This is a genomic window from Vibrio sp. 1727, assembly GCF_033344415.1.
In the GTDB taxonomy this organism is placed as follows: Bacteria; Pseudomonadota; Gammaproteobacteria; order Enterobacterales; family Vibrionaceae; genus Vibrio; species Vibrio alginolyticus.
Window position 1 is genome coordinate 1 of record NZ_JAWPOT010000370.1, and the last position, 641, is coordinate 641.

General features: G+C 47.0%; 1 protein-coding gene. It reads left to right on the top strand.

All coding sequences use genetic code 11. The features are described 5' to 3' along the window. Positions 1–641: DNA gyrase C-terminal beta-propeller domain-containing protein (locus R8O10_RS25800; RefSeq protein WP_318192036.1), on the top strand; the 641-nt coding region annotated here is incomplete at both ends.

Sequence of the window (641 nt, forward strand, 5' to 3'; positions counted from 1 at the left end):
GCTTCTAGAAGAAATCGCTGAGTTAATGCACATTCTTGCAAGCACTGAGCGTTTGATGGAAGTGATTCGTGAAGAACTAGAAGCAGTTCGTGACGGATTTGCTGATGCACGCCGTACTGAAATCACAGCAGCTAGCCATGACATCGACATGGAAGAGCTGATTGCTCGTGAAGACGTAGTCGTAACTCTATCTCACGAAGGCTACGTTAAGTACCAAATCCTAAGCGACTACGAAGCACAGCGCCGTGGTGGTAAAGGTAAGAGTGCAACTCGAATGAAAGATGAAGACTACATTGAACGTCTTCTAGTGGCGAATACCCACGACAACATTCTATGTTTCTCTACTCGCGGTAAGACTTACCGTCTGAAAGTTTACCAATTGCCATTGGCGAGCCGTACTGCACGTGGTAAACCGATCGTGAACATCCTTCCACTAGAAGATGGCGAGCGTATCACTGCAATTCTTCCGGTTGATGAGTTCTCAGCAGACAAGTTCATCTTCATGGCAACTGGCGACGGTACCGTTAAGAAGACTTCTCTAGACCAGTTTGCGAACGTACGTTCAAACGGTCTAATTGCGGTGAACCTACGTGATGACGATTCTCTAATCGGCGTTGATATCACAACGGGTTCAAGCGACA